The sequence below is a fragment of the Pseudooceanicola sp. DL12 genome (genome assembly GCF_056270665.1).
The window spans coordinates 323,458-343,733 of sequence record NZ_CM149884.1 but is presented as its reverse complement, the minus strand read 5'-3'; the positions used below and the strand labels follow the sequence as shown (position 1 = coordinate 343,733).

Sequence of the window (20,276 nt, the reverse complement as noted above, 5' to 3'; positions counted from 1 at the left end):
GCATGGCGGCCGGCGGGGATATCGATGCGCTGATCGACATGATGGCGCGGCTGCCGGGGCTGGGGCCCCGGAGCGCCCGCCGTGCCGTGTTGCAGATGATCCGCAAGCGCGAGCTGACGATGATCCCGCTGGCCGACCTGATGCACCACGTCGCGGTCACGGTGCGCGAATGCGAGCGCTGCGGCAACCTCTCCTCGGCCCCCGTCTGCGACATCTGCCAGAATGAAAAACGTGCGAATTCAGAGCTTTGCGTGGTCGAAGACGTCTCCGACCTCTGGGCGATGGAACGCGGCGGCGCCTTCCGCGGCCGCTATCACGTGCTGGGCGGCACCCTGAGCGCCCTCGACCAGGTCGGCCCCGAGGAACTGCGCATCCCGAAACTGGTGCAACGTGTTGAAGACGAAGGCATTTCCGAGGTCATCCTGGCCCTGAACGCCACCGTCGACGGCCAGACCACGGCGCATTACATCGCCGACCAGCTGGAGGGGAAGGTCCGCCTCACCTCGCTGGCCCAGGGGGTGCCCATCGGCGGCGAGCTCGACTATCTCGACGACGGCACGATCACCGCCGCGCTCCGGGCCCGCAAGACCCTCTGATCCCAAGGCTCACCCCCAAAACATAACGGGAACAAACCAGCGTCGGTACCGGCGCGGGGGCAAAAAGTTAAGCCCCTGTTTTTGCACGATTCCAACGTCGGTATTACGTCGGTATTGCGTCGGTAACGCGTCGGTGCCGAAACGCCCGCCCCAATGGCGCCCCAAATGGTTAACAGCGCCGCTTGGCCAGCCCTGGCCGAGGCCTTTCGCAGGCCTGTCTCCGGCCGGAGGCGAGAGGCCTGCACGCGCCCTCCCCCCTCCTTCATCTTTCCCGAAATACGGCCGGGGGTGAATGGCGCGCAGCGCCAGAGGGGGCAGCGCCCCCTTCCCCGCCCGCCGCAGGCGAAAGCGGCCGTCAGGCCGCGTCCACCGCCGGCTCGAAGGCCCAGTCGGGCAGGTCCTCTCCCAGCGCCAGCAGCGCGCCCAGCCGGCCCAGTTCGTCGGAGTTCTTGGCGCCGCGCCCGCAGCCCGCGAAGGCGGTGAAGACGTTTTCCGAGAGCGCCCTGTAGTGGGGAATGTTCTCGGGCGTGAAGGTGGTGACACAGGCCAGCGTCGAGGTGGCCTCGATCTTCAGGTCCGGCATACGGGCGCGCAGCAGCGCCTCAATGGCGCGGCCCACCTCGGGCGAGCCGCCGGATCGGTACCACTCGGTGAAATCCTGCGGCGTGATCAGCGGCACGTCCACCGTGTCGCCGCCCATCTTCAGGTACCACTTGCCGTCGGGATAGCGGATCGGCGGCAGCAGGTAGGGATCCTCGCCATTGGGCAGCAGCGCGATCAGCGTCGGCATCGCGGCCAGCCGCCTGGCCTCAGCCTCGGACACCTCGAAGAGCACCGCCGTGCGGGCATAGGCGCGAAACTCCAGCGCCTCGCCGGTGAGGGTGCGGGAGAAGCCCCCCGTGGCCAGCAGCGCGCGGTCGGCCGAGAGGCGCTCTCCCGAGGCCAGGCGCAGGGTCACGCCGCCGCCGGTGTCGTCCACCCCCTCGACCACGTCGCGGACAAGGCGCGCGCCCCCGGCCCTGGCCAGCACGATCTGGGCGCGGACCATCTCGCGCGGGTCGATGGTGCCGGCGTGGTCACGCTCGTGAAAGCCGATGGTGCCTTCGGGGAAGGTGAAATAGGGAAAGCGCGCCGCAAGCTCCGCGTCGCGGATCACGTCGCAGGGCACGTTGTCGCGCTGGCGGGTGCGCTCCATGCGGTTCATCTGCGCCGTGCCCTCGGGCCCCGCCATGAGCGAGCCGACCTCGTTGAAGAAGGCCACGCCGCTCTCGGACTCGAGGGCCCGATAACGCGCGATCGAGGCGCGCGAGACCCGGCTCCAGAACAGCCAGGGATCCATCTGCCGGGTGATGCGGCCCGAATCGTAATGGCTGGCAAAGGGGCCCGCATGGGTGGCGGCGTCCTGCGGCTCGGCCGGGCCGATCAGGGTCACCTGGTGTCCCATGAGGGTGAGGTGCCGGGCGGCGGCGGCGCCGACCATGCCGGCCCCGATGACGGCGATATGCATGGAGGATCCTTTCCTGTGGCCCGGTTGCGCCCCGGGCGCTGTTGCCTCTGCCCGATTGGTTGCGCGCGGCGCGGCAAATGGCAAGGGGATGCGGGCCCCTATGCGCCGGGGGAGGCGCAAGCCGGGTCATTGTGCCTGCCGGGCGCCTGTTGTTTGATGGCCGCCAAAGGGAGAGCGCGCATGGCGAGCCTTGGCATGAACATGGTGAAACTGTTGCTGCGGGCGGGCGGCAAGCCGATGGCGAAGACCGACCGCTATCTCGACGAGCGCCGCCACCGTGCCCCGCCCACGCCCCCGGCCCCGCCCGCCGCGCTGAAGGCGGAGAGGGTCGAGGTGGGCGGGCATCCCGTCTACCTGGTGCTGCCCGAGGCGGCGGTGCCGCGGCGGCGGATCATCTATTTCCACGGCGGCGCCTATGTGAACCCGATGCGGGCGATCCACTGGACGCTGATCGCCGCGATCGGCCGCGCGGCCCAGGCCGAGATGATCGTGCCGATCTATCCGCTGGCGCCCGAGCATGATCACCGGGCGGGCTTTGCCTTTGCCGAGGCGGTGCTGCAGCGCTATGGCGGCGCGCCCTTCCTGATGGCGGGCGATTCCGCCGGCGGCAACATGGCGCTGGCCATGGCGCTGCGCGGCCGGGCGGGCGCCGTGCCGGTGGCCGAGCGGGTGATCTGCCTCGCGCCCTGGCTGGACCTGAGCTGTGCCAACCCGATCGGGCCGCAGATCGAGCCGCGCGACCCGATGATCGCGTTGCAGACGGTGAAGGAGCTGGGCCGCTGGTGGGCCGGGCCACTCGATCCGGCCGATCCGGCGCTGAGCCCGCTGCATGCGGGTGCCCATGGCCTGCCGCCGGTGGACATCCACCAGGGCACTGCCGATCTCTGCTGGCCCGATGCGGTGGACTATGCCGCGGCCCTGAAGAAGGCCGGCAACCGGGGCCGGTACCACGAGTACCCCGGCGCCTTTCACGTCTTTCCGGCGGTCACCTTCCTGCGCGAATCGCGGCTGGTCCTTTCTCGGATCGCCGAGGCCGTCCAGGAGGGCCAAGACTCGCCCCACGCCGCCCATGCGCCCCATGACGGCAATGTCTACGATCTCTTCGAGTGAGGCGGGCCTCTGCCCTATCCGTCGGGCGGCGTGGCGGGGGGCGTGGCGGGCGGATCGGCGGGCGACGCGGGCGGGGGGGCGCCCTTGCCGCGCGAGGAGCGCCAGCTGCCGAAGGCACTGCCCAGCACGGTGCAGAGCGTGACGATGCCCACGTAGACCTCTCGGTTGCCGTCGATCAGCAGTTCGGCCAGCACGAAGCCCAGGACGATGCCCGCGATCCCCCAGATGCCGATGAGTTTCATCTCAGTCCCCCTCCTCCTCGCCGCCGGGCAGGATCAGGCTGAGCACCAGCGACAGGTTCTGATCGAGCCAGCGCTGCGAGGTGCGGCGCACCAGCTCGACATCCCAGCCATTGCGCCAGAGATCCGGCGTCAGCTCGACATCCTGTTTCCAGTGGCGAAAATCGGTGCCGGCCTGTTCGGCGCTGCTGGTGCGGCTGAGGTCGGCGACCAGCACCACCGCATCGCGGCTGCCCTTGCGCAGCCCGGGGTTCCAGGCCAGCAGGAAGGGCCCGCGCCCGTCGAGGCCGGTCAGGTCGTCGGTCAGGTCACTGGCCTGCCGCGCCTGGGAGAGCGCGATACCGGCGGTGGCGATGTCATAGCGCTCGGCGGCAATGAGGCAGGCCTTGTCGGGGGCGCTGCGACTGAGGCTCTCGGCCCGGTCCACGGCAGCGGCATCGGTGAGCGGCAGGATGGTGACCATCTGCCGGGTCACGTCGATCCCGGCATTCGACAGCTCCTGCACGGTGGGAAAGCCGCCGATATAGGCGCGGCAGAACATGATGAAGCGGGTCCGCTCCGGCCCGGTGGTGGGCAGCCGGGGAAAGACGAGGAGCCCGTAGCCCTGGAAGTTCTCGGGCGGGAAATCGGACGGGGCGGCAAAGGCGCGCGAGGCCATCGGCGCCTGCTGCATCATGGCGGTGTTACCGTTGCCCGTCAGCCCGCCGATGAGGCCGGCGAGGGAATTGCCGCCGCCCGAAATGATGCTGTTGAAGGTGGGCGGGTTGCCCGGCAGGGGGACGGGTTCGGGCAGGGGGACGGGCTCCAGCACCGGCGCGTCCTCGACGGCGAACTGGTCGCCCCCCGGGGGCAGGGTGCAATCGACCGACCCGGCGAGGAGCATGCGGCGGTAGAGCTCGCGCGCGGTGATCTCGCCGTCGGAGAGCTTGCGCCCGAGGTGCTCGTAATAGCGCTGGAGCGCGGCAGAGGAGCCACGGCCCCAGATCCCGTCGACGGCAGAGGTATAGCAGCCCATGCGGGCCAGTTCGGCCTGAACCGAGGCCACGAGCCGCTCGCGCGGCGGATCGAAGGCGCCGGAGGTGACGAGGTCGCGGAAGGTGCCGGGATCCGACAGGCGCAGGGCCTCTCGGCCGGCCGGATCCTGTGGCAAGGGGACCTGCTGGGCCATGGCCGGCGGCGCCGCCAGCAGCTGTGCGGAGAGGACCGCCGCGCCAAAGAGTGCCGTCACTGCCCGTCGCATCTCGCATACCCTCCGAGAACTCACATGACGCAAGGTTAACAAAATCGGAGGATTTCTAAAAGAACGGGTATTCCATACTTGCCCGCACGCAAGGGAAGAGTCCCGTCCGTGCCCTTTTCGGGGCAGAGGCAGCCCGACGCGGGGCGTTCGGATCACCTTGCCCGCGGCGGCGGGGCCGGAACGCAAAAGGCCCGGTCACGGGGACCGGGCCTTTCGAAATCTGCCGTGATGCGCGATCAGGGCTGACGGTCGTCGTCGTCCTCGTCGTCGTCCCCGCCCTTGGGCAGGTTGAAGAAGCTGTCGGCGTCGTAGAGGTTGCTGTTCTTGTCGTCGTCATCATCGTCATCGGAGAGCGAGAAGGTCTCGAGGCCCTCGATGGCGGTGGGCATGCGGGGCTCTGCCTCGCCGGCCAGGCTCTGCTCGGTCGAGAGCAGCTTGCGGCGCTCCTCGTCGGTCATGGCGGCGCCTTCGGCGGCGCGCTTGGCCGCGGCCTTCTGCACGGCGGCATCGAGCTCGGTCTGCTTGCAGAGGCCGAGGGCGACGGGGTCGATCGGCTGCATGTTGGCGATGTTCCAGTGGGTCCGCTCGCGGATCGACTGGATCGTCGGCTTGGTGGTGCCCACCAGCTTGGCAATCTGGCCGTCGGTCAGCTCGGGATGGAACTTCACCAGCCAGAGGATCGAGTTCGGACGGTCCTGACGCTTGGACAGGGGGGTGTAGCGCGGGCCGCGGCGCTTTTCCTCGCCGGCGGCGGCGGGGTTGTGCTTGAGCTTCAGCTTGTAGAACGCGTCGGCCTCGGCCTTGTCGATCTCTTCCTGGGTCAGCTGGTTGTTGGCGATCGGGTCGAAACCCTTGACGCCCGCGGCAACGTCACCGTCGGCGATGCCCTGGACCTCAAGCTCGTGCATGCCGGTGAAATCGGCGATCTGCTTGAAGGTCATGGTGGTGTTGTCGACCAGCCAGACCGCGGTGGCCTTTGCCATAAGTGGTTTGCCAGACATGTCGTCACTCCTGAACGTATCTAGACCCCGACGCATATCTTCTCTGATGCCTGGCGGGACCAGGCGCATCACCGGGGCGATGCAGGTTACCGTTGTCGGGGAACTTGGCCGGTATATAGTCGGGCCGAGCCGAAAATGGAAGAGTTGAATGCGCAAGCGCCTTTTCTGCCTGACCCTGGGCCTTTTCACCGGGGGGCTGCCCCTCGCAGCCCCCTCGGCGGCCGTGGCAGGGGATGTTGCGGGGGAATTCGATTACTACGTGATGTCGCTGAGCTGGTCGCCGACCTTCTGCAGCCTGCAGGGCGAGGCGCAGGGATCGGAGCAATGCGCGGAAGAGGCGGATTTCGGCTGGATCCTGCACGGGCTCTGGCCGCAGTACGAGGTGGGCTATCCGGAATATTGCGACACCGGCGCCCGCGATCCCTCGCGCGCGGAAACCGGCGCCATGGCCGACATCATGGGCACCGGCAGCCTGGCCTGGCACGAATGGAAGAAGCACGGGCGCTGTTCCGGACTGAGTGCGGAGGCCTATTTCGACCTGTCGCGGCAGGCCTACGAGAGCGTCGCCCTGCCCGCCGTGCTGAACGATCTGACACGGGACGTGACCCTGCCGGCGCGCGTCATCGAGGAGGCATTCCTTGAGGAAAATCAGGAGCTTGCAGCCGACGGCGTGACGGTGACCTGCGAGGAAGGGCACATCGACGAGGTGCGGATCTGCCTGACCCGCGACCTGGCACCGCGCGATTGTGCGCCCGACGTGAGGCGCGATTGCAGCCTGGGCGACGCGCTCTTCGAGGCGCGCGACTAGAGGCGGATCAGGGCGCCCCGATGCCCGCGGCCCGCCCGCCTCGCGACAGGATCAGGGCGCCCAGCGCCACCAGCAGCCCCGAGGTTGCGGTGACCGCGCCAAATCCGCCGGCGCCATAGATCCAGCCCATCACCAGGGGCCCGGCAAAGACCGCCGAATAGGTTACCGCGCTGTTCATCCCCATCACCGCACCACGCGCCGAGGCGCCCTGACGGGTGAGGGTGACGACCATGGCGTTCTGCCCGAGCTGGCCGGCAAAGCCCCAGATCACCGCCATCATCACGCCCAGGCGCTGATCGCCGAGGGCGAAGGGCCAGAGCACGTAGACCGCGGCCGTGGCCAGCAGCACGAGCACCACGTAGCGCCGGCCCATCCCAGGCGAGAGAACGCCAAGGGCGATTCCCGCGAGGCCGAAACCCACGCCGTAGAGCAGCACGAAGAGGCCGCTGCCGCTGGCCGTGGTGTTGAAGGCCGCGCGAATACCCTCTCCGTAATAGGCGAAGGTGCCGTAGAAGGCCGTCATGAAGAAGAAGACCACCCCGAGCAGCAGCCCCACGCCGGGGATCCGCAGCACCGCGCGCGGCGAAACGCGCCCCCCCGCCGAGACCGCCCGCGCGGGCAGCACCAGCAGCAGCACCAGCGCCACCAGGGCCGAGAGCGCGGTGAGCAGCGCATAGACCGCGCGCCAGCCGAAATGGGTGCCCAGGAAGGCCGCCGCCGGCACCGCCAGCACCAGCGAGAGCGCCCAGCCGGTGAGCACGATACCGAGGCGCGCGCCCTCGCGGCCCGCGGGCGCGGTGGCCGCCGCCGTGGCATAGGTGCCGGGCAGCAGGATGCCGACGCCGACGCCCGCCAGCGCCTGGGCCCCGCAGAGCCAGAGCCAGCTCTGGGACAGGCCCGAGAGCGCCTGGGCCAGGGCCAGGATGCCGGCGGCCAGCGCCAGCATGCGGCTGGCCGGTACCCGGTCGATCGCCGGGGCGAGGAAGAACGACGACAGCGCCGTGGCCGCCCCGAAGCAGGAGATCGCCCAGGCGATGCGCGTCGGCGCAGCCGAGAGGCCCCGGCCGACCTCGGTCAGGATGGGCGAGAGCACGAAGGCGTTCGAGCCCACCAGCACCACCGCCCCGAAGAGCGCGCAGATCTGCAGGATCGACCGAAGGCGCCCGGCAGGCGCCGCCTCGTCAGGAGAGAGCGGTTGGCTGGTCATGACAGAGATGTTTCAGGAAAAACGCGGGGCTGCAATGGCGCCTGCCGCCGGGCCGGTGCATTGCAACCCCGTGTTGTGCCGGGCCCATGGCCACCGGGGCCGCCGGGGCCCCCGGGACCGGCCACAGGGACCGGCCACGGGGAAGGGCCGCAGCGATGGGCGCCGCCCCGGGGACGGCGCCCGGGCGACGGTACTCAGGGGGCGATGGAATCAACCACGCCGCCATCCACCCGGAGCGCACCGCCCGTGGTGGCAGAACTGAGCGGCGAGGCGATGTAGAGCGCCATGTTGGCCACCTCCTCGACATCCGCGGCACGGCCGATGATCGAGCTGGGGCGTTTCGCCTTGACGAAATCGCGGGCGGCATCGGCATAGCTCTGCCCCTCCTTCGGCGAGAGCCCCTCCTTCATCCCGTCCGAGAGCGTCGGCCCCGGCAGGATCGAGTTGACCGTGACGCCGGTGCCCGCCAGCCGCTTGGCCAACCCGCGTGCCAGCGCCACGTCAGCGGCCTTGGTCACGCCGTAGTGCACCATGTCGGCGGGGATGTTGAACGAGGATTCCGAGCCCAGGAAGATGATCCGCCCCCAGCCCTTCTCGATCATCGAAGGGGCCAGCGCCCGCGACAGGCGCATGCCCGACATCACATTGACATCCCAGTACTTCTGCCAGAGCGCGTCATCGGCCTCGAAGAAATCGGTGCTGCCGAAGATACCGGTGTTGTTGACGAGGATGTCGCAGGATCCGAGCTGTTCGACGAGGCTGTCGCAGCCCTCGGCGGTGGAGAGATCGGCGGCGATTCCGCCGACCTTTGCACCGGGAAATTCCTGCTTCAGCCGGTCGGCGGCCTGTTTCACCCGGGCGATCTCGCGCCCGTTCAGCACCACCTCGGCGCCGGCCTCGGCGAGGCGCTTGGCGATGCCGTATCCGATGCCCCCGGTCGAGCCGGTGACGAGGGCGCGCATGTCCGTGAGATCGATCTGCATGGAGAGATCCTTTCCGTTGGTCTTGGTGACAGACCAACGGAACTACGGGCACGGATGTTCCATGCCCCTGCCGAACACCCGGGTCCGACAGGGCTGCAAAGCTGCGCCCTCAGGAGACCTTCAGGACGATCTTGCCGATATGAGCGCTGCTCTCCATCCGGGCATGAGCGGCGGCGGCCTCTCCGAAGGGAAATTCGCTGTCCATCACCGGGGCGACACGGCCCGCCTCGAGCAGCGGCCAGACATGGGCGCGCAGGTCCTCGGCGATCTCGGCCTTGGCCTGGTCGCCCTGGGCGCGCAGGGTCGAGCCGGTGATCGTCAGCCGTTTCATCATGACCTGGGCAAAGTTCACCTCGGCCTTGGCCCCGCCGAGAAAGGCGATCATGCAGAGCCGCCCGCCGATCTTCAGCGCCTTGATGTTGCGGGGAATGTAATCGCCACCCACCATGTCGAGGATCACGTCGGCGCCGCCGACCTCCTTCATCACCGCGGTGAAATCCTCCTCGCGGTAATTGATGGCGCGCTCGGCGCCCAGCGCCTCGCAGGTGGCGCATTTCTCGGCCGTGCCGGCGGTGGCGAAGACACGCGCGCCAAAGGCCCTGGCCAGCTGGATCGCCGTGGTGCCGATGCCCGAGCTGCCGCCATGGACGAGGAAGACCTCGCCGCCCTTCAGCCCCGAGCGCATGAAGACATTGGTCCAGACGGTAAAGAAGGTCTCGGGCAGGCAGGCGGCCTCCTTCAGGCCCATGCCCGCGGGCACCGGCAGGCAATGGGCCCAGGGCGTCACCACCTCCTCGGCATAGCCGCCGCCGGGCAGCAGGGCACAGACCTGCGCGCCCAGCGCCGCCGGATCGACGCCCTCGCCCAGCGCCACGACCTCGCCCGAGGCCTCCAGCCCCGGCAGGTCGCTGGCCCCCGGCGGCGGGGCATAGTTGCCCGCCCGCTGCAGCGCATCGGGGCGGTTCACCCCGGCATAGGCCACGCGGATCCGCACCTCGCCCGGACCGGGCGCAGGGACCTCGCGCTCGGCCAGCTTCAATACCTCGGGCCCGCCCGGTTTCGAAATCTCGATCACCCGCATCGGGGCACCCCCTTCTTCGTCATTTTCTTGTTGTAAACATCCCCGCCGGAGGCGTCGGTCCGCCTCCGGTCGCACCACGCCTCAGCCGGGGGCGCCAAGGCTCTCGGCCCCGGCTCACCCCACCAGCCTCGGCCCACCGGCCTCAACCGGTCTGGCTCAGCCGGTCTGCCCGGGCAGGTCCTGGCGCGCCGGTGCCTTGATCCGGCCCAGCATGGCGCCGGGCCCCTTGGCCCAGGCCTTGCCGAAGGGGGTGGCGTTCACCTTTGCCTTCATCTTCTCGAAGCGCATCACCTCTTCGATGCGGCGGTCGAGGAAATCCCAGGTCGCCTGGTGTTCAAGGCTGTCATCGCCGAGCCAGTAGAGCACGGTCGAGGAATAGACGCCCGAGAGCGTCGCGCGCTTGGTGTACCAGTTCACATCGTCCGAGGTGTCGCCCAGCGCGGTCCAGACCGCATCGGCCGAGCCCCAGACGGCCTTGGCGCCATCGGCGGAATACTGCGGCAGGGCAAAGAGCGCGGCGCCGCGGCGCACCAGCTCCTTGTCCGCCAGTTCGAGGCGGATGCGGATGGCGCGGGCCACCCGCTCGGAATAGCGCATGCCGCTGTGATCCTCGGCGGCGAAGCGGGCCTTCATCTCGGCATCGCCCTGGCGGTGATAGGCCAGCGCAAGGTCCACGGCACCGCGCGGAAAGAGCGCGCGCACCAGGCCCGGCGGAATGTCGGCATCCTCGGCGGCGGCGCGCAGGGTCGTCTCGCTCCAGCCGTCGAAGGGCACGTGGATCAGCGCCGCCTCGAGCAGGCGATCGGCGGGCGTCGGGCCCCCTGCGGGCCCATCAGACGTTGCCCCGGCGTTTTCGGTTGCGGTCTCGCTGGCGTCGGTCATGATGCTCTCCTGTATCCTGTCCACTCCCCGGCATATCGCGGCGGGGGATACTGGACATTTAGGCCGGTCATTGCTATACGGCCACCTCCTGCAATCATATGCAACTCAAACTTAGGAAGGTGGTGACAACCACATGCAGGTTAGTGTTCGTGACAACAATGTCGATCAGGCGCTCCGTGCCCTGAAGAAAAAGCTGCAGCGCGAAGGCGTTTTCCGCGAAATGAAGCTCAAGCAACATTTCGAGAAGCCGTCCGAGAAGAAAGCGCGCGAGAAAGCTGAAGCTATCCGTCGTGCCCGCAAGCTGGCGCGCAAGAAAGCACAGCGCGAAGGTCTCCTCTGAGATCCCTCGTAGCCCCGTTCCGCTGAATTTTCTTCAGACGAACCATGAGTTTGACGACCCCCGCGGCCCTGCCCCGGGGGTCTCGTTCTTTCTGGCCCCTGCCCTTCCCGCCTTTCCGAAACCGGCCCGCCGACCGCGGGCTGTCCCGCCCGCACCTGCCGGTGCGGCACAGGGTTTCCGCGGCCCGTGCGGTTCGCAGCTCGCGGGGAATTGTAACAGTTGCTTGCAATTTCGTACCGAACGGTTCAGTTTATGCGGCACCCGCGAAACCGGGCCACTCCGGCCCCGGCGCCGCCGCAACGGAAAGACACCGCATGACCACCCAGGACCGAATCGAACGGGGACTGATCGCCCTGTTCCTGCTGACCCATGCCATCGCGATCCCGATGGCCTTCCTTGCCCCCGACTTCTTTGCCCAGCGTTTCGCGATAGAGGATGGCCCGGTGGAATACCTGACCGCCGTGGCGCTCTTCCTGGCCGGCAGCGTTCTGGTGGCGCGGGCGGTTCAGATGGCCCATGCCCCCACGCGGGTGCAGGCAGCACTGCTCCTGCTCTACGCCGCGCTCTACCTCTTCGTGGCCGGCGAGGAGATCAGCTGGGGTCAGCGGATCTTCGGCTGGCAGTCGGGGGCCTATTTCGACGCCCACAACTACCAGGACGAGACCAACCTGCATAACCTGGTGGTCGGCGACACCCAGCTGGCGCAGACGCTCTTCGGCAACTGGCTGACCATTGCGCTGCTGCTCTATCTCATGATCCTGCCGCTGGCCTGGCGCTTCCTGCAGCCGATCAAGGCGCTGTGCCGCGCCATGGCCATACCGGTGCCGCGCCCGCGCCATGCGCTGATGGCGGTGATCGCCAGCCTGACCATGGTGGTGATCATGGGCACCGAACGTCAGTTCGAGCTCTACGAATACGCCTTTGGCCTGATGTCGCTGATGATCTTCCTCAAGCCCTGGAATCCGGGCGACCTGCGCCGCCGCAGCCCAGTGCCGGCCCGCCAGTCCGGCGGCCAGCTGCGCGACGCGACCGTGCACAGGCAGAGCGCGCGGCCCTGAAAGCGGCCACTGCGCTGTCGGGCCAGATTGGATCCCGGACGGGATCCCGGACTGGCCCCTAGACCGGCAGCGCGGTGGTCTTGAAGACGGTGCGGAGCGCGAAGGAGCTCTGCATCCGCTGCACGCCGGGCAGCCGCGCCAGGCTCTGGCGGTGGATGCGGGCAAAATCCTCGGAGCTCTCGGCCACGACCTTGAGCAGATAGTCCGCAGTGCCCGCCATCAGGTGGCATTCCAGCACCTCGGGCACCCGCGCCACGGCGGTCTCGAAGCTCTCCAGCAGCTCGTCGGCCTGCCCCGAGAGGCCGATCTCGACGAAGACCGTGGTGTTCAGCTCCATCTTGCGGGCGTTCAGCAGCGCGACATAGCCGTTGACATAGCCCTCCTCCTCCAGCCGCTGCACCCGCCGGTGGCAGGCCGATTGCGACAGGCCCACCTTGTCGGAGAGGTCGGCATTGGAAATGCGCCCCGTCTTTTGCAGGACACGCAGGATGGACCTGTCCATCTGGTCGAGCGCCATGAAGAACCTCCGCTGGATGGCGTTATCCGGCGGAGGTTATCCCGTGCGGGCCGGGGATTGCGAGAGGATTTCGCGCCCCGGGGCCCCTTACTCCGCTTTCTTCAGCGCGTCGCGGATTTCCAGCAGCACATCGAGCTCGGTCGGCCCGACGGGCTTTTCCTCGGCGGGCGCGGCGGCCTTCTCGTCGCGGATGACCATATCCTTGGCCTTGTTCAGGTAGCGCACCAGCAGGAAGACGACCCAGGCGATGATCAGGAAGTTGATCACCGCCATGAGGAAGGCGCCATAGGCAAAGACCGAGGCACCGGCCTCGCGCGCGGCATCGAGGCTGTCGTAGGGACCCTCGCCCGAGATCACGATGAACAGGTCGGTGAAATCGACACCGCCGATGAACAGGCCGAGGATCGGATCGAGCAGATCGTCGACGATGGAGCGCACGATGGCCGTGAAGGCCGCCCCGATGATGATACCCACGGCCATGTCCATGACATTGCCACGCGCGATGAACGCCCTGAAGTCCTTGATCATACTGTCCCTCTTTTGATCACTCCCGCCCTCTGCGCGATGACTATGCGCGAATGCACACAGGCGGGTCTTTTCATTTTTCGCCGAAACTGCTCTTAGATCACAGGCCCGCCACACCGATGGCAAGCCAGAACAGGAGGGTAGCCATGTTTCCCGACGATTATCTGATCAACAAGAAATGGCCGGCGGCAAACCCGTCGATCCTGCAGCTCTATTCCTTTCCGACGCCGAACGGGGTGAAGGCCTCGATCGCGCTGGAGGAAATGGGCCTGGAGTACGAGGCCCACAGGGTGCCGCTGGGTGATGAATTCGTGCGCAGCCCCGAGTTCCTCTCGCTCTCGCCCAACAACAAGATCCCCGCCATCATCGACCCGAACGGGCCGAACGGCGAAGTGGTGGAACTGTTCGAGAGCGGCGCCATCCTGATCTACCTGGCCGAAAAGACCGGCAAGCTGATGCCCACCGGGGGCGCCGGCAAGTACGAGGTGATCAAGTGGCTGATGTGGCAGATGGGCGGCCTCGGCCCGATGCTGGGCCAGCTCGGCTTCTTCTACAAGTTCGCCGGCAGCCAGATCGAGGATCCGCGTCCGCGCGAGCGCTTCATCAATGAGGGCAAGCGCCTGCTGAACGTGATCAACAGGCAACTCGATGGCAAGGATTGGGTGACAGGAGAATTCTCCATCGCGGATATCGCCATCGCGCCCTGGCTGAACGCCACCGAATTCTACGGGGCGAAGGAGGTTCTGGAGTGGGAGAGCTTCGAGAACCTTCAGCCCTACGTCGACCGTTTCTACGCCCGCCCGTCCGTGGAAAAGGCAAAGAACATCCCCCCGCGCGACTGAAGTCGTTGCGGGAGATGGGGGGTGAAAGGGGTGGCCAGAAGGCCGCCCCTTTCCATTTTCGGGGGGCCGCCACGCGGAGCGGTGCGCCTGCGGTGAGCACGGTGAGTGCATGGCCCCATAAAAGGCTTGAACCTCCAGCCACTGGAGGAATTACCCTGCCCTTCTGCGAAACCGGGCAAGGGCGGAAATCATGGCACTGTCGGTGATGGACTGGGCGGGGTGGCTCGTGGCGCTCGGCTATGTGGCCGGGTTCTTCCTGCTGTCCGGTGGCGTGGGCCGCAGGGGAGAGCGCGTCTGGCTCTTTGATCGCAGCCAGGCACTGGCCGCCTGGGGATTCCGCGCCGGCTTCGTGGCGCTGCTGGCCTGGCCCGTGCTGCCCCATGCGGGCGCCTGGCCCCTGCCGGGGTTGCTGCTGGCCCTTGCGGGGGCGGCGCTGGCGCTTTGGGCGCAGGCGCACATGGGGCGCTCCTGGCGGATCGGGGTGCAGGAGGGGCAGACCGGCACGCTGGTGCAGGACGGCCCCTTTGCCTGGTCGCGCAACCCGGTGTTCGCCGGACAGCTTGCCCTGGCCTGGGGGCTGGCCCTGCTGGCGGGGTTCCTGCCGCTCGCGGGCGCCGTGATGATGACGGTTTCGGCGGTTGTGCAGGTACGGCGGGAAGAGGCCGCGCTCGGGGGCACGCCGGGCTATGCGGCCTATGCCGCCCGGGTGCCCCGCTGGATCGGGTTCAGCCCGGCAGGGCGCCGGTGAGCACGTAGCGCAGGATCTCGACCACCTGGGCGGGCTCCTCGGCCACGGCCAGCGCCGCGGCATCGACTTCCTTCAGCGCATGCTGATGGTCGGGCCCGTGCAGCACGATCAGCGACTTGCCGAGGGCTGCGGCATAGCCGGCATCGAAGGCGGCGTTCCACTGCTTGTACTTCTCGCCGAAACGCACGACGACCACGTCGGCCATCTCGATCCCCATGCGGGTGCGGATGGCGTTGAGCTGGGCGCCCTTGCGGTCGTGCCAGAACTTCTTCTCCTCGGCGCCGAGGATCGCCACGCCGCAGTCATCGGAGGCCGCGTGATCGGTGACCGGGCCGGTGAAGGCGATGTCGAGGCCCGCGGCGCCAGCGGTGATCTGCTCGCGCCAGTCGGTGTGGATCTCTCCGGAGAGGTAGACGGTGAGGGTCATGCCTACCTCTTCTTCACGAATTCGGTACGCAGGACGAGGCCCCGGATCTCGGGGTGGCGACAGTCGATTTCCTCGGGGTTGTCGGTGAGGCGGATGGTCTTGATCACCGTGCCCTGCTTCAGGGTCTGGCCGGCGCCCTTGACCTTGAGATCCTTGATCAGCACCACCGAGTCGCCGTCGGCGAGCGGCGTGCCCTGGGCATCCGTCACGGTGACGGAATTGCGGGCGGCCAGCTCGGAGGCGGGCATCCACTCGCCGGTGGCTTCGTCATAGACGTATTCGTCGTCGCTCATGGCGCGGGTCCTTTTGAATGGGTTGCTGAGGGAGGTACCCGATGGCCGGGCGGCGGGCAACCTGCGAGGGCAGGGCAGCCCGTATTTGGGGAAAGATGAATGGGGGTGCCGGACAGGCGAAGGGCGCGACATCTGCCGCGCCCTGCATGAGTATTTCCGGAAAGATGAAAGGGGCCGGTGGCCCCGGGATGGCGGGCCGGGCGTCCCTCCCGGCGGGGAGAGAGCGCCGCTTGCCGTCGACCGGTAGCGTCAGCCGCGCAGGGTGCCGCCGGTGGCCTTTTGCACCTTTTCCACGATCCTGGCCGAGAGCGCCTCGATTTCCTTTTCCTTCAGCGTCGCGTCCCTGGGCTGGATGCGGACGGTGACGGCAAGGCTCTTCTTGCCCTCGCCGAGCGAGCCGCCGATGAACTCGTCGAAGACGCGCACCTCCTCGATCAGCGCCTTGTCGGCGCCGGCGGCGGCATTGACCAGGGTCAGCGCCTCTACGGAGCTGTCGACGACGAAGGCGAAATCACGCTCGACCGCCTGCAGGTCGTTCAGGATCAGCGCGCCCTTGGAGGCATCGGTGTTGCGCGGCAGCGGAATTTCCTCGGGCCAGATGGTGAAGCCCACGGCCGGGCCCTTGACGCCCATCTGCTTCAGCACCTTGGGGTGGATCTCGCCGAAGACGGCCAGCATCTTCTTGGGGCCGAGGCAGACGCGGCCGTGGCGGCCGGGGTGCCACCAGTCGCTGGCGCCGCGCAGGATCTGCACCTTGGCCGGCGCGCCGATGGCCGAGAGCACGGCCTCGCAATCGGCCTTGGCATCGAAGACGTCGACGGGGCGGGACGCGCCGTGCACGTCCTTGGGGCCGGTCTGGCCGACCAGCAGGCCGGAGACCAGCTGATGCTGCTCGCCCGGTTCGCCGCCATGCCAGGCGGTGCCGGCCTCGAAGAGCGCGAAATCGTTGAAGCCGCGCGCCTGGTTGCGGGCCGCGGCCTGCAGCAGGCCGGGCAGCAGCGCGGGGCGCATGTGCGACATTTCCGAGCTGATCGGGTTGCCCACCATGGTGGCATCATCGCCGCCACCGAAGAGCGTGGCGCTGGCCTTGTCGATGAAGGAATAGGTGACGCATTCGTTGTAGCCGAGCGCGGCGGCGGTGCGCCGCGCGGTCTGCTCGCGCTTCTGCATCGGGGTCAGCACCGGTTTCGGCACGCCGGCGGTGACCCGCGGCAGCGGCTTGCCCACCAGTTTCGTCAGCGAGGCGATGCGGGCCACTTCCTCGACCAGGTCGGCCTCGCCCAGCACGTCGGGGCGCCAGGAGGGCACATGGGCCATGTCGCCCTCCATCACGAAGCCGAGGCGCTCGAGGGTGGCGCGCTGTTCTTCGGCGGGGATGTCCATGCCCACCAGCGAGGAGCAGCGGTCGGTGTCGAGACGGTAGGCGCGCGAGACGTCCGGCACCTCGCCGGCGACCACCTTGTCGGTGGCCTCGCCGCCGCAGAGCTCGATGATCAGGGCCGAGGCACGGTCGAGCGCCTCCATGTTGAAGGCCGGGTCGATGCCGCGCTCGTTGCGATAGCGGGCGTCGGAGTTGATCTTGAGCGCGCGGCCGCCCTTGGCGATCGAGACATGCTCCCAGACGGCGGCCTCTAGGAAGACATCGGTGGTCTCCTCGGTGCAGCCGGAGGCCTCGCCACCCATGATGCCGCCGATGCTCTCGACACCGTTGTCATCGGAGATCACCAGCACGCCCTCGGGGATCGTGTAGGTCTTTTCGTCCAGCGCCAGCAGCTCCTCGCCGCCCTTGGCGCGGTGAATATGCAGGCCGCCCGCAACCTTGGCCGCATCGAAGACGTGCAGCGGGCGGTTCAGGTCGTAGGTGAAGAGGTTGGTGACATCGACCAGCGCCGAGATCGGGCGCAACCCGATGGCGCGCAGCTTCTGCTGCAGCCACTCGGGGCTGGGGCCGTTCTTCACGCCCTTGATTACCCGGCCGGCAAAGACGAAGCAGCCGTCGGTGGCACTCTCGTCGATGGTGACGGAGACGGGGCAGGCGCCGGCGCTCTCGGTCAGCTTGTAGTCCGGCAGCGGCTTCAGCGTGCCGAGGCCGCGCGCGGCCAGGTCACGGGCCACGCCGTGCACGCCGAGCGCATCGGGGCGGTTCGGCGTGATGGCGATCTCGATCACCGGGTCTACGGCCTCGGGGCGGTTCTCGGCCAGCCAGTCGGCGAAATCCTGGCCCACCTCGCCGGTAGGCAGCTCGATGATGCCGTTATGCTCGTCCGAGAGCTCCAGCTCGCGCTCCGAGGCCATCATGCCGAAGCTCTCGACGCCGCGGATCTTGCCGACGGAAATCGTGATGTCGAGGCCGGGGATGTACATGCCCGGTTTCGCCAGCACCACGGTGATGCCGGCGCGCGCATTGGGCGCCCCGCAGACGATCTGGGTTTCGCCCTCGTCGCTCATCACCTTGCAGACGCGCAGCTTGTCGGCATCGGGGTGCTGTTCCGCCTCGAGGATCTTGGCGATCTTGAAGCCGCGCAGCTTGGCGGTGGGATCCTCCACGCCCTCGACCTCGAGGCCGAGGTCGGTGAGGGCCTCGGTGATCTCGTCGAGGGTGGCGGTGGTATCGAGATGTTCTTTCAGCCAGGAGAGTGTGAATTTCATCGTGTCCGTCCTCGCGCCTGCTGCGCGTTGCTATCCATCTGGCGGGAGGTCCCGCCGCGTTCTGTCGCGTGCCTCAGGCGGCACGCCTGTCCTTGGGTTCTGTCCGGGTCCCTGCCCGGGTCCGCGCCCGGCTCAGTCCCCGGAGCTGCCGCCCGTGCCACGGCGCTCTTCCACCCGTTCGGCGAGGGTCTCCTCGCGGCCCATGCGATAGAGCTTGATCTCGCGCGTCAGCTTCAGCGAGGGCTTGAGCGCGAAGAAGACCGAGCCGATGAGAAAGCACCAGGTGCCCGCGTCCATCAGGCTGTCGTAGAAGAAGAAGACCGAGCCGAGCACGAAGAAGAGCGCCGCCGCGAAATCGGTCGCGGTATAGATCAGTTCGAACCAGGCATAGACGGCGCGGGTGTCTTCCGTGCGCTGACGGGCCTCGTGGCGAAACAGCTTGAGCTTCATCGGCGGATCTCCTTCGGGCTTGCGCGGGTCGGGTCACGATGGGCCCAGCCAGCCAGCCCGAGGGCGCGATGTCCATGGTTTTCCGGGAAAGCGACGGGATATGCCGGTTTTCGCAGAGAGCCATGACCCGATGCGCGACCGATCCCGCCCCGCCGCAGCACGGAGCGCCGCCCGCAAGGGCCGCTCCACCGCAGTAGGGGGCGGGCCGGGCCATCACATCACACCCCGCCGCGGATCGTCGGGACCTGCAGCGCGCTGAAGCCGTAGTGGCGCAGCCAGCGCAGGTCTGAATCGAAGAAGGCGCGCAGGTCGGGGATGCCGTATTTCAGCATCGCGATGCGGTCGATCCCCATGCCGAAGGCAAAGCCCTGCCATTCGTCCGGGTCGATGCCGCCGGCGCGCAGCACATTGGGGTGCACCATGCCGGAGCCCAGCACCTCGAGCCAGCCGTCGCCCTCGCCCACCTTGACGGTGCCGTTCTCCCAGGAGCACTGGATGTCGACCTCGGCCGAGGGTTCGGTGAAGGGGAAGTGCGAGGCGCGGAAGCGGGTTTTGACCGTCGTGCCGAAATAGGCCGAGAAGAATTCCTCGAGCACCCATTTCAGGTTCGCCATCGAGATGTTCTTGTCGATGGCGAGGCCCTCGACCTGGTGGAACATCGGCGTGTGGGTCTGGTCGTAATCGGCGCGATAGACGCGGCCGGGGCAGATGATCCGGGTGGGGGCGCCATGGGCCTCCATCGCGCGGATCTGCACCGGCGAGGTATGGGTGCGCAGCACGTGGGGGTCGCGGTCGTCGCCCTCGGCCTGGTGCATGTAGAAGGTATCCATCTCGGCGCGGGCCGGGTGGTGGCCAGGGATGTTCAGCGCATCGAAGTTGTACCAGCCGGTCTCGATCTGCGGCCCTTCGGCCACGGAAAAGCCCATGTCGGCGAAGATCGCGGTGCATTCCTCCCAGACCTGGCTGACCGGGTGGATCGAGCCCTGCCGCTGCGGCCGCACCGGCAGCGTCACGTCGAGCCATTCGGCCCGCAGGCGCGCGTCGAGCGCGGCATCGGCCAGGGCTTCCTTCTTGGCGGCCAGCGCCGAGTTGATCTCGTCCTTCAGGGCGTTCAGCGCGGGGCCGGCGGTCTGGCGTTCCTCGGGCGTCATCTTGCCCAGCTCGCGCATCTTCAGGCTGATCTCGCCCTTCTTGCCCACGGCCTGCAGGCGCAGGTCTTCCAGCGCGCTCTCATCCCCGGCATCGGCGATGGCCGAGAGGTATTTCTGCTTCAGATCGTCCATCCGATCCTCTCCTGTCCCGTTTGCCCCATCTGCTACAAAGCGGGGGCCTGAAACACAAGAAGCCGCGAGACCTCGAGAGGTCCGCGGCTTCCAATGAACTATACCCCGAGGGGGTGTTGTTACGCGAGCGCGGCCTTCGCCTTATCGACGATGGCGCCAAATGCTTCGGGCTCGTTCACGGCCAGGTCGGCCAGGACCTTGCGGTCCACTTCGATGCCGGCCAGGTTCAGGCCGTTGATGAAGCGCGAGTAGGTCAGCGCTTCGTCGTGGGCGCGAACACCTGCGTTGATCCGCTGGATCCACAGGGCGCGGAAGTTCCGCTTGCGGTTCTTGCGGTCGCGGGTTGCGTACTGGTTGGCCTTGTCGACGGCCTGACGGGCAACCTTGTAGGTGCTCTTGCGACGGCCGTAGTAGCCTTTCGCTGCGTCGAGGACCTTCTTGTGACGGGCGTGGGTCGTGGTACCACCTTTAACGCGGGACATTGGCTGAC

General features: G+C 67.9%; 23 protein-coding genes. 7 read left to right on the top strand and 16 right to left on the bottom strand.

All coding sequences use genetic code 11. The features are described 5' to 3' along the window. The first annotated feature begins 2 nt into the window (after positions 1–2). Positions 3–596 (top strand): recombination mediator RecR, encoded by a 594-nt coding sequence (recR, locus tag AC0WR5_RS01635; protein ID WP_475866346.1) that lies wholly within the window; start codon positions 3–5, stop codon positions 594–596. Between the two features lie 355 nt (positions 597–951). Here the strand turns inward: recR and AC0WR5_RS01630 are convergent, their stop codons facing one another. Beyond that, complete coding sequence (locus AC0WR5_RS01630; protein WP_475866345.1) at positions 952–2,103, bottom strand: NAD(P)/FAD-dependent oxidoreductase; 1,152 nt, start codon at positions 2,101–2,103, stop codon at positions 952–954. Positions 2,104–2,283: 180 nt separating this feature from the next. Between AC0WR5_RS01630 and AC0WR5_RS01625 the strand changes: the two genes are divergently transcribed. Further along, positions 2,284–3,213, top strand: a complete 930-nt coding sequence (locus AC0WR5_RS01625; protein WP_475866344.1) for an alpha/beta hydrolase — start codon at positions 2,284–2,286, stop codon at positions 3,211–3,213. Between the two features lie 14 nt (positions 3,214–3,227). Here AC0WR5_RS01625 and AC0WR5_RS01620 read toward each other — a convergent pair whose 3' ends face one another. The 3 genes from AC0WR5_RS01620 to AC0WR5_RS01610 all read right to left on the bottom strand — a co-directional run bounded on the left by AC0WR5_RS01620 (position 3,228) and on the right by AC0WR5_RS01610 (position 5,693). Continuing rightward, on the bottom strand, positions 3,228–3,455 hold the full coding sequence (locus AC0WR5_RS01620; RefSeq protein ID WP_475866343.1) for a hypothetical protein: 228 nt from the start codon (positions 3,453–3,455) through the stop codon (positions 3,228–3,230). Between the two features lies 1 nt (position 3,456). After that, positions 3,457–4,692: a hypothetical protein gene (locus AC0WR5_RS01615; RefSeq protein WP_475866341.1), complete on the bottom strand. Its 1,236-nt coding sequence runs from the start codon at positions 4,690–4,692 to the stop codon at positions 3,457–3,459. 236 nt (positions 4,693–4,928) lie between these two features. After that, positions 4,929–5,693 (bottom strand): DUF1013 domain-containing protein, encoded by a 765-nt coding sequence (locus tag AC0WR5_RS01610; RefSeq protein WP_475866339.1) that lies wholly within the window; start codon positions 5,691–5,693, stop codon positions 4,929–4,931. Between the two features lie 148 nt (positions 5,694–5,841). Here AC0WR5_RS01610 and AC0WR5_RS01605 point away from each other — a divergent pair, with 148 nt between their 5' ends. Further along, the gene (locus AC0WR5_RS01605) at positions 5,842–6,501 is read left to right on the top strand and encodes a ribonuclease T2 family protein (protein WP_475866337.1); all 660 of its coding nucleotides are present in this window, start codon (positions 5,842–5,844) and stop codon (positions 6,499–6,501) included. A 7-nt stretch (positions 6,502–6,508) separates the two neighbouring features. On the opposite strand, the gene AC0WR5_RS01600 is transcribed toward AC0WR5_RS01605, so the two are convergent. The 4 genes from AC0WR5_RS01600 to AC0WR5_RS01585 all read right to left on the bottom strand — a co-directional run bounded on the left by AC0WR5_RS01600 (position 6,509) and on the right by AC0WR5_RS01585 (position 10,654). Next, a complete protein-coding gene (locus AC0WR5_RS01600; protein WP_475866335.1) occupies positions 6,509–7,708 on the bottom strand; it encodes an MFS transporter in 1,200 nt (399 codons plus the stop codon). 194 nt (positions 7,709–7,902) lie between these two features. Then, on the bottom strand, positions 7,903–8,691 hold the full coding sequence (locus AC0WR5_RS01595) for an SDR family NAD(P)-dependent oxidoreductase (RefSeq protein WP_475866333.1): 789 nt from the start codon (positions 8,689–8,691) through the stop codon (positions 7,903–7,905). A 109-nt stretch (positions 8,692–8,800) separates the two neighbouring features. Continuing rightward, a complete protein-coding gene (locus AC0WR5_RS01590; RefSeq protein ID WP_475866332.1) occupies positions 8,801–9,772 on the bottom strand; it encodes an NAD(P)H-quinone oxidoreductase in 972 nt (323 codons plus the stop codon). 156 nt (positions 9,773–9,928) lie between these two features. After that, positions 9,929–10,654 carry a COQ9 family protein gene (locus AC0WR5_RS01585; RefSeq protein ID WP_475866330.1) on the bottom strand — a complete coding sequence of 242 codons (726 nt, stop codon included), beginning with the start codon at positions 10,652–10,654 and terminating at the stop codon, positions 9,929–9,931. Positions 10,655–10,787: 133 nt separating this feature from the next. On the opposite strand from AC0WR5_RS01585, the gene rpsU reads away from it, so the two are divergent. Both rpsU and AC0WR5_RS01575 read left to right on the top strand, forming a co-directional pair. Beyond that, positions 10,788–10,994 carry a 30S ribosomal protein S21 gene (rpsU, locus tag AC0WR5_RS01580; RefSeq protein WP_005614280.1) on the top strand — a complete coding sequence of 69 codons (207 nt, stop codon included), beginning with the start codon at positions 10,788–10,790 and terminating at the stop codon, positions 10,992–10,994. A gap of 314 nt (positions 10,995–11,308) precedes the next feature. Next, complete coding sequence (locus AC0WR5_RS01575) at positions 11,309–12,052, top strand: hypothetical protein (RefSeq protein ID WP_475866328.1); 744 nt, start codon at positions 11,309–11,311, stop codon at positions 12,050–12,052. A gap of 58 nt (positions 12,053–12,110) precedes the next feature. On the opposite strand, the gene AC0WR5_RS01570 is transcribed toward AC0WR5_RS01575, so the two are convergent. Further along, positions 12,111–12,569 (bottom strand): Lrp/AsnC family transcriptional regulator, encoded by a 459-nt coding sequence (locus AC0WR5_RS01570; RefSeq protein WP_475866326.1) that lies wholly within the window; start codon positions 12,567–12,569, stop codon positions 12,111–12,113. An 87-nt stretch (positions 12,570–12,656) separates the two neighbouring features. Next, positions 12,657–13,097, bottom strand: a complete 441-nt coding sequence (gene mscL, locus AC0WR5_RS01565; protein ID WP_475866325.1) for a large conductance mechanosensitive channel protein MscL — start codon at positions 13,095–13,097, stop codon at positions 12,657–12,659. A gap of 143 nt (positions 13,098–13,240) precedes the next feature. On the opposite strand from mscL, the gene AC0WR5_RS01560 reads away from it, so the two are divergent. Together AC0WR5_RS01560 and AC0WR5_RS01555 are read left to right on the top strand one after the other, a co-directional pair. After that, positions 13,241–13,936, top strand: coding sequence for a glutathione S-transferase family protein (locus tag AC0WR5_RS01560; RefSeq protein ID WP_475866323.1), 696 nt, complete (start codon positions 13,241–13,243; stop codon positions 13,934–13,936). Positions 13,937–14,126: 190 nt separating this feature from the next. Next, a complete protein-coding gene (locus AC0WR5_RS01555) occupies positions 14,127–14,684 on the top strand; it encodes a methyltransferase family protein (protein WP_475866321.1) in 558 nt (185 codons plus the stop codon). On the opposite strand, the gene AC0WR5_RS01550 is transcribed toward AC0WR5_RS01555, so the two are convergent. From AC0WR5_RS01550 to rplT, 6 genes are all read right to left on the bottom strand, one after another. Next, positions 14,662–15,111: a YtoQ family protein gene (locus tag AC0WR5_RS01550; protein ID WP_475866319.1), complete on the bottom strand. Its 450-nt coding sequence runs from the start codon at positions 15,109–15,111 to the stop codon at positions 14,662–14,664. The two genes, AC0WR5_RS01555 and AC0WR5_RS01550, sit on opposite strands and share 23 nt — an antisense overlap. Positions 15,112–15,113: 2 nt before the next feature. Next, positions 15,114–15,404 (bottom strand): alkylphosphonate utilization protein, encoded by a 291-nt coding sequence (locus AC0WR5_RS01545; protein ID WP_475866317.1) that lies wholly within the window; start codon positions 15,402–15,404, stop codon positions 15,114–15,116. A 249-nt stretch (positions 15,405–15,653) separates the two neighbouring features. Further along, entirely contained in the window at positions 15,654–18,053 is a 2,400-nt protein-coding gene (gene pheT / locus AC0WR5_RS01540) for a phenylalanine--tRNA ligase subunit beta (protein ID WP_475866315.1), read from the bottom strand. A gap of 132 nt (positions 18,054–18,185) precedes the next feature. Continuing rightward, positions 18,186–18,503, bottom strand: a complete 318-nt coding sequence (locus tag AC0WR5_RS01535; RefSeq protein WP_475866314.1) for a YrhK family protein — start codon at positions 18,501–18,503, stop codon at positions 18,186–18,188. 218 nt (positions 18,504–18,721) lie between these two features. After that, positions 18,722–19,786: a phenylalanine--tRNA ligase subunit alpha gene (pheS, locus tag AC0WR5_RS01530; RefSeq protein ID WP_475866312.1), complete on the bottom strand. Its 1,065-nt coding sequence runs from the start codon at positions 19,784–19,786 to the stop codon at positions 18,722–18,724. Between the two features lie 119 nt (positions 19,787–19,905). Then, positions 19,906–20,268 (bottom strand): 50S ribosomal protein L20, encoded by a 363-nt coding sequence (gene rplT / locus AC0WR5_RS01525; RefSeq protein WP_475866310.1) that lies wholly within the window; start codon positions 20,266–20,268, stop codon positions 19,906–19,908. Between the last annotated feature and the right edge of the window lie 8 nt (positions 20,269–20,276).

Excerpts from the sequence above, each read along its gene's own strand:
- recR (WP_475866346.1), top strand. The coding sequence starts at position 3 with ATGGCGGCCGGCGGGGATATCGATGCGCTGATCGACATGATGGCGCGG.
- AC0WR5_RS01630 (WP_475866345.1), bottom strand. The coding sequence starts at position 2,103 with ATGCATATCGCCGTCATCGGGGCCGGCATGGTCGGCGCCGCCGCCGCC.
- AC0WR5_RS01625 (WP_475866344.1), top strand. The coding sequence starts at position 2,284 with ATGGCGAGCCTTGGCATGAACATGGTGAAACTGTTGCTGCGGGCGGGC.
- AC0WR5_RS01620 (WP_475866343.1), bottom strand. The coding sequence starts at position 3,455 with ATGAAACTCATCGGCATCTGGGGGATCGCGGGCATCGTCCTGGGCTTC.
- AC0WR5_RS01615 (WP_475866341.1), bottom strand. The coding sequence starts at position 4,692 with ATGCGACGGGCAGTGACGGCACTCTTTGGCGCGGCGGTCCTCTCCGCA.
- AC0WR5_RS01610 (WP_475866339.1), bottom strand. The coding sequence starts at position 5,693 with ATGTCTGGCAAACCACTTATGGCAAAGGCCACCGCGGTCTGGCTGGTC.
- AC0WR5_RS01605 (WP_475866337.1), top strand. The coding sequence starts at position 5,842 with ATGCGCAAGCGCCTTTTCTGCCTGACCCTGGGCCTTTTCACCGGGGGG.
- AC0WR5_RS01600 (WP_475866335.1), bottom strand. The coding sequence starts at position 7,708 with ATGACCAGCCAACCGCTCTCTCCTGACGAGGCGGCGCCTGCCGGGCGC.
- AC0WR5_RS01595 (WP_475866333.1), bottom strand. The coding sequence starts at position 8,691 with ATGCAGATCGATCTCACGGACATGCGCGCCCTCGTCACCGGCTCGACC.
- AC0WR5_RS01590 (WP_475866332.1), bottom strand. The coding sequence starts at position 9,772 with ATGCGGGTGATCGAGATTTCGAAACCGGGCGGGCCCGAGGTATTGAAG.
- AC0WR5_RS01585 (WP_475866330.1), bottom strand. The coding sequence starts at position 10,654 with ATGACCGACGCCAGCGAGACCGCAACCGAAAACGCCGGGGCAACGTCT.
- rpsU (WP_005614280.1), top strand. The coding sequence starts at position 10,788 with ATGCAGGTTAGTGTTCGTGACAACAATGTCGATCAGGCGCTCCGTGCC.
- AC0WR5_RS01575 (WP_475866328.1), top strand. The coding sequence starts at position 11,309 with ATGACCACCCAGGACCGAATCGAACGGGGACTGATCGCCCTGTTCCTG.
- AC0WR5_RS01570 (WP_475866326.1), bottom strand. The coding sequence starts at position 12,569 with ATGGCGCTCGACCAGATGGACAGGTCCATCCTGCGTGTCCTGCAAAAG.
- mscL (WP_475866325.1), bottom strand. The coding sequence starts at position 13,097 with ATGATCAAGGACTTCAGGGCGTTCATCGCGCGTGGCAATGTCATGGAC.
- AC0WR5_RS01560 (WP_475866323.1), top strand. The coding sequence starts at position 13,241 with ATGTTTCCCGACGATTATCTGATCAACAAGAAATGGCCGGCGGCAAAC.
- AC0WR5_RS01555 (WP_475866321.1), top strand. The coding sequence starts at position 14,127 with ATGGCACTGTCGGTGATGGACTGGGCGGGGTGGCTCGTGGCGCTCGGC.
- AC0WR5_RS01550 (WP_475866319.1), bottom strand. The coding sequence starts at position 15,111 with ATGACCCTCACCGTCTACCTCTCCGGAGAGATCCACACCGACTGGCGC.
- AC0WR5_RS01545 (WP_475866317.1), bottom strand. The coding sequence starts at position 15,404 with ATGAGCGACGACGAATACGTCTATGACGAAGCCACCGGCGAGTGGATG.
- pheT (WP_475866315.1), bottom strand. The coding sequence starts at position 18,053 with ATGAAATTCACACTCTCCTGGCTGAAAGAACATCTCGATACCACCGCC.
- AC0WR5_RS01535 (WP_475866314.1), bottom strand. The coding sequence starts at position 18,503 with ATGAAGCTCAAGCTGTTTCGCCACGAGGCCCGTCAGCGCACGGAAGAC.
- pheS (WP_475866312.1), bottom strand. The coding sequence starts at position 19,786 with ATGGACGATCTGAAGCAGAAATACCTCTCGGCCATCGCCGATGCCGGG.
- rplT (WP_475866310.1), bottom strand. The coding sequence starts at position 20,268 with ATGTCCCGCGTTAAAGGTGGTACCACGACCCACGCCCGTCACAAGAAG.